This window comes from Sphingobacterium sp. UBA7625 (assembly GCF_002484085.1).
In the GTDB taxonomy this organism is placed as follows: Bacteria; Bacteroidota; Bacteroidia; order Sphingobacteriales; family Sphingobacteriaceae; genus Sphingobacterium; species Sphingobacterium athyrii.
In genome coordinates, this window is the sequence record NZ_DLJD01000055.1 from 168944 (window position 1) to 174943 (window position 6000).

Genomic DNA, 6000 nt, shown 5'->3' on the forward strand with positions numbered 1-6000 from the left:
ATTTTAGTATAGCTGTATTGCTCGCGAACGCGATGCCCCATTTTATTTTTGGAATAACAAAAGTTCGCTTCTTGGGGCTTTTTGGTTATACGGCAACGGCAAATATTTGTTATGCACTATGCCAATGTATAGTCGGAATCGGTCTGTTTCATCACAAATACGGGCTAGATAAACTTTTTAGCAATGGCTTTGCACTTGGCAGCACATTAGTTCTGATACTTTATTTTATTTTCGGTAGCTTACTGCTTGTGAAGTTCCAGAAAAAATAAATATTCTTTTTCTGGAAACTCCCTTTGTTGCTCCATACAGCTTTAGGCGATTTAAGGTTGTTAATCCCCCGATGGATGGGTAAAAAATTCCAACATGGCAGATAAAGCAGTAGCCGAATGCATGCGATCACTATTTTCCAATGTATCCTGTGTTGCTTCTGCCCCCCTTCTTATCATGTCTTTTTCAAAATAAGATAATGCTTCCAGCAAAGATTCATGTTTCCTATTTGTCAGGCATTCAGCCAACTCGAAGGCATCCTGCATTGCTACATTCGCCCCCTCACCAGCAAATGGCGGCATGCGATGAGCTGCATCTCCGATCATTGTAAGGTTAGTCTGTGTTTCCCAGTGTTGATCAAGAGCAAAATAATATTGGGGACGGGGTATAAACTTGACATTGTCATTCACAAAAAACTCATCCCAAACCGTGGTCCATCCAGGGAAATGATCTTTAAACCATTGCGATACTTGCTTATTGTCCTTAAAATCAATTCTAGCCTTATTATAATCATCTTCTAGAATCTTTGTACTTGCAACAAACATCATTGAACCGTCACCTTTTGTACCATATCCGATAAATTGTTCCGCTCCAAAAGCCATCACTTTACCACCGTTCGCCAATTTAAAAAGATGAGGAGCATTCTTTTCAGCATCATAGATATTTCCCTCAACCAATGTAATTCCCGAATATATAGGCGTTAGATTACTTAAGTAAGGACGTACTCTTGAATTTGCCCCATCTGCTGCGATCACCAGATCGGCATATGCATCCACTGCATGTTTAAAATGCAACAACCAACCTTCACCATATCTTTCCATTCCAACGAATTGACTATCCCAAACAACGGTATGCGATTCCAAAGCATTCAATAAGATATCTCGCAAAGGGGCTCGGTCTATTTCCGGCCGATTTTCGGCGACTGACTGCTCTTCATCATGGTCATCAAATTTTACGATGAGATTCTGATCAACAATACGCAGCTTACTCGCAGTCGGTCGATGATATTTATAGAACTCTTCTATTAATCCTGCGCGTTTCATCGCTTCAAGTCCCGTCCCTTCATGAAGATCCAAAGTAGAGCCCTGTACACGAACTTCAGGATTTAAATCCCGCTCATAAACGGCTACATCAGCCCCCTTTAACTGTAATAATCGAGCTAACGTAAGGCCTCCAATTCCACCGCCAATTATGGCTATTTTTTTATTTTCTATTAACATCTTATTTGTTTTAAAATTCATAAAACAAAACTATTGAGATGTAAGCGATGATAATAGTATAAATCGGTCGTTTTTATTTTTTAACAGCTCTTTGGGAACTACTCCCGAAAATTTCTTAATCTCTTTAATAAAATGAGTCTGATCGAAAAAATGTTCTTCTGGAAAAAGTTTCCCTTTTGCAATGTGATCCAATGAGGACCTAAAACGTAAAATATTACAGTACGACTTTAAAGAAAGTCCAAATTGCTGATTAAAATAACGATTGATTTGCCTGCTGTTCCAAAAAATCTGTTCGGAGAGTTCAGCAACTGAAATCGCTCCCTTACGCTGATAGATCAGTTCAAATAATTTACGCTTTCGCTCATCAATCATAGAAGGAAGAAGTGACTTAATAATTTGTACAGATTTAACAACAAATAACTCAAAATCAACTAAATCCAATTCACAAAAACCCCAAAAATCAGTCGAAAGAAACTTACCCGTATTGATGATACCGGCAATACTTTCTTTTAAAATATACTCCGCCCCAAGCAATTTAAAGCTGATACAAAATAGTTGTCCGTCAATAGGAATAGTCGCTTCTTCATGGGGCATTGTTCCTAGACCAAGTAAAACGATCCGAAAGTTATCTACAGAAGATTTGAAAAGAAACAAATCAACACGTCCATCTGGCAAACCGATGGTTTCCTTTATAACGCCAGATTCATTACGCAAACACCAAAAGCTATCCACAAAACTTGCGATCGCTTCATCAGGTTTAACTATTGTATATTGTAGGCCATCTTCCATCATCAATTGTCCTTATCATTCGTATTTTGAGTATGCTAATTGATATAACAACATAAAATTAACGATTAAATCTTAAGTTTACTTATTGTCTAAAACCTGAACAATAAGGNNAGATGATGAAACAATGAATAACTTGCGCTACGCAACCGTTCTTTCGTACTGAAAACGATTGGCTGTTAAAGTCAATGAAATTACACGTTCAAATCTTTCCCAATTGATGGATTAAACAAGGGGTACAAGGACGGATTCCACATCATAAATACAAGTCAAAAAGACATTTATAAATCAGAAAACCAACTATTTACGATATATAAAATATTTTTTAAAATCGATTTTGAGAAATAAAAAAAATAGATCATTTTTGCTATCATTTAGCTAAGATTAACAGGGAAAGTAAGACCGTAAGGTAGTATCATTTATTTTTTATTGATTCTATATGTCATTTAAGAGAATTGCCTATTTCTTTTTGGGATTTTTGTTATTTATTGGTTGTAAAAGAGATATTCATCCAGGAATTGCACCACCTGATCCTGAAGTCATTGAAAAAGATAAATTACCCATTCCTACAGGTTTCACAAGTGATCTAGGTTCAATAAAAATTAATACAATTGCCAATGCAAACCAACCCGGCGAAGAACTCCCAGGCTGGATACGCGATATCTCTGGCAATAGTGCGAGTTATTGCCACCCAGATGTTGAATATTTCCCTGCCGGTTTCAAAGGATACAAATATTGGATGGTATTTACGCCATATTTTGGCATAATCGGGTCAGACCGTACCGCCTCACTCTATGAAAATCCGACTGTGGTAGTTTCTAATGATGGAAAAGAATGGATTACTCCGGCTGGATTAATAAATCCTATTCAACGACGTCCGGCACTAGAAGATTCTTTCATCCAAAAGGACGGTGGCCCTAATCAAGGTTATTGGTCCGATGTAGACTGGAATTTCAACGGTGAGGAATTCGAACTATATTATAGAGGCTGCTTTTTCTCAAGCAAAATTTTAAAAAAATGGGGCGCCAAAAGCGCAAACAACAATAAAAAATTAAATGAAGAAGCTGAACGTGTTATTGTAAGACAAACATCAAAAAATGGGATTGACTGGACACCACTGGAACTCGTGTATAATAGTAATGAACCTACATCTTTCCAAGATAACCATATCCTTTCACCAACATTTGTGAGAAATTCGAAAAACCTAACGACGAGTTACGAAGTGGATTTCATGCCAAGCTACAAAGCACCAATTATGACCAATATCCTATCGCGTATTTCTACAAATGGCTTAGATTTTACCGCTTATCGCGACAGTAAGAAAGTTGAATTTATGAATAAACCTTGGCTAGAATTCAGCAAGGGATATTCGACTTGGCATCTGCAAGGCTCGTATATTGACGGGTATTATTTTCTATGTCTGGCAATTGGAAATGTAGATCGATTTACCTCAGATATGAATTATCTAGCCTATTCAAAGGATGGTCTACACTTTCGCGTCTTCGAAAAACCTTTAGCTGCGGCCAATGTATACCGCTCTTCTGTATTCCCAAAGACCTCTTCCTCAAAAAGCATTGAATTTGGTGCTGTAATTGGCTATAAGTCTGGAGCCTTTGGCTATCGTGAATTCACCATCAACAAACAGGTACTGGAAGATGGTTTAAAATAAAACACCTATATTTAGGTTCAAAATCATTTCGATGGAGTTATTTCCGACAATAGATATTCAAGAATTTAGAAAAGACCAGCTTGCAGGTAATCAAGGATATTTATACTCAGAATTACGTGGTGAACATCATATAGCGCGTCCACATCAACATCACTTTTTTTTATTGGTACTTTTTGATCAAGCAGAAGGTGTCCATACGATTGATTTTAAAGATTATCACATTGATCGTCATCAAATCCATATCCTGTTTCCAAAACAAGTTCATAGCTGGAAATTAGGGGCCAATACAACTGGTTTCCAATTGATGGTCGATAGAGAATACTTCGAGAAATTTTCGCCCAATTTCCGTTTTTCATTCGCTTACTATCAACGTAATCCTGTTATCTCACTCTCCAACGAAACATTTGCTCTACTTTATTATGAATTTAATGCGATAAGNNGCGCACAGCTGTGATCGCATCGATACTAAGCAAAGAGGTACAAAAGGTAGTCCAAAATGAACAAAATAATGAATCCAATCCACGTCTCTTAAAGTTACAGGAGTTAATTGATATCCATTTTCGGCATGAGAAGTCGGTATCTTTTTATGCGAAAGAACTTAATATATCCACCCCGCACCTTACTAAAATTTGCCGTCAAAAGCTCGAAGTATCTCCAAGCCAGCTCATTCAGCAACGAACTATCTTGGAAGCAAAACGATTGTTAAAAGCAACCGATCTATCTATCAAAGAAATTTCGTTCAAACTTGGTTTCGTCGACTCTCCTTACTTCTCCAATTTTTTCAAACAACATACAGGTCTGAATCCAAAGCAATTTAGAACGGACTGAGGTTCGCCAATACCTAGCATAAACTAAATTTTGCTCCAATACTTCTTCGTTAAAAATAAACAGCAAGTCCATTTGCGAAACAAAAACTTGTTACTTTCACATAAAAATACCATTATCAATGATTTCTGAGCTTATTAACCTTGTAATGGACACAACTCTTTTTATCTTTGGACAAGGTTCCAGTAACAACCGTCCAGAGAAAGAAAAAATAATTTCAAATTTAGGCCTGTCTTTGACGCTAGTTGCTGCTTTGGTTGTTACGCTACTTCGCCACAGTCGGATTGCACCAATTGATTTCTTTTGGATTATACCTGTTAGTTTATTAACGGGTTTCATCCTACTTTTTATCCCGCTTCGACTACGCTGGATAGCACCCTGGAGAATCGCGACATACATCAAAGCTTCTCTTAGTTTTTCCTGCTTAGTTTGGATTGCAATTCTTATTTTTATCTTTTGACTTTAACGCGCTAAAAATGGCAATAAAAGATATTAAAATTGTAAAAACTGAAATTCTATCAGACAACTGGTACACTTTAAAAAAAGTGACTTATCAATACAGCAAACCCGATGGCACGGTACAGCAACAAAGCCGAGAAGCTTATGATCGTGGCAATGGAGCTGTCATTTTACTCTATAATACCAGTACTCAAACAGTCATATTAACAAGACAATTTCGAATACCCACCTACATCAACGGGAATGAGTCAGGCATGCTTATCGAAGCTTGTGCAGGTCTTCTTGATCAAGATTCTCCCCACGACTGTATACGAAGGGAAACAGAAGAAGAAACAGGCTATCAGATCAAGGAAGCAAAAAAGATATTTGAAGCTTATATGTCTCCAGGTTCTGTAACTGAAATTCTACATTTTTTTATAGCAGAATACACCAATAACATGAAAGTTGGCGATGGCGGTGGTTTAGAAGAAGAGGAAGAGCATATTGAAATTCTAGAAATCAATATCGAAGAAGCACTACACATGATTGATACAGGTGAAATCAAAGATGGAAAAACCATTATGCTACTACAATATATTCGTTTAAAAAATATACTGTAGACGCCTATTTTAGATGATTAGGGCTGCTGATTAACTTTCTCAAAGATAAACTTTGGGTCTTGGAAATTGACGGTTGAAGGTATATAATGTGGAATTCCCATATACACTTGCTCCGTTCCTGTACCTAAAATATACAGAGACCCTTTTTTTAATAAAACAAAGGGTCTTCTTTTTT

The 6000-nt window shown here is 37.0% G+C and carries 5 protein-coding genes; 3 read left to right on the top strand and 2 right to left on the bottom strand.

Annotation, left to right across the window (positions count from 1 at the left end):
• Positions 1-329: 329 nt before the first annotated feature.
• Both B4G94_RS23540 and B4G94_RS23545 read right to left on the bottom strand, forming a co-directional pair.
• Positions 330-1487: an FAD-dependent oxidoreductase gene (locus B4G94_RS23540; RefSeq protein ID WP_286862400.1), complete on the bottom strand. Its 1158-nt coding sequence runs from the start codon at positions 1485-1487 to the stop codon at positions 330-332.
• Positions 1488-1517: 30 nt separating this feature from the next.
• Positions 1518-2279 carry a helix-turn-helix domain-containing protein gene (locus B4G94_RS23545; RefSeq protein ID WP_259655401.1) on the bottom strand — a complete coding sequence of 254 codons (762 nt, stop codon included), beginning with the start codon at positions 2277-2279 and terminating at the stop codon, positions 1518-1520.
• Positions 2280-2712: 433 nt separating this feature from the next.
• Here B4G94_RS23545 and B4G94_RS23550 point away from each other — a divergent pair, with 433 nt between their 5' ends.
• From B4G94_RS23550 to nudK, 3 genes are all read left to right on the top strand, one after another.
• Positions 2713-3942, top strand: coding sequence for a hypothetical protein (locus tag B4G94_RS23550; RefSeq protein ID WP_286862401.1), 1230 nt, complete (start codon positions 2713-2715; stop codon positions 3940-3942).
• 450 nt (positions 3943-4392) lie between these two features.
• The gene (locus tag B4G94_RS23555) at positions 4393-4770 is read left to right on the top strand and encodes a helix-turn-helix domain-containing protein (RefSeq protein ID WP_286862403.1); all 378 of its coding nucleotides are present in this window, start codon (positions 4393-4395) and stop codon (positions 4768-4770) included.
• A gap of 473 nt (positions 4771-5243) precedes the next feature.
• Positions 5244-5825 (top strand): GDP-mannose pyrophosphatase NudK, encoded by a 582-nt coding sequence (nudK, locus tag B4G94_RS23560; protein WP_159729758.1) that lies wholly within the window; start codon positions 5244-5246, stop codon positions 5823-5825.
• Positions 5826-6000: the final 175 nt, after the last annotated feature.

What these genes read in the sequence shown, in the direction of transcription:
- B4G94_RS23540 (WP_286862400.1), bottom strand. Translation starts at nt 1,487, where the DNA reads ATGTTAATAGAAAATAAAAAAATAGCCATAATTGGCGGTGGAATTGGA.
- B4G94_RS23545 (WP_259655401.1), bottom strand. Translation starts at nt 2,279, where the DNA reads ATGATGGAAGATGGCCTACAATATACAATAGTTAAACCTGATGAAGCG.
- B4G94_RS23550 (WP_286862401.1), top strand. Translation starts at nt 2,713, where the DNA reads ATGTCATTTAAGAGAATTGCCTATTTCTTTTTGGGATTTTTGTTATTT.
- nudK (WP_159729758.1), top strand. Translation starts at nt 5,244, where the DNA reads ATGGCAATAAAAGATATTAAAATTGTAAAAACTGAAATTCTATCAGAC.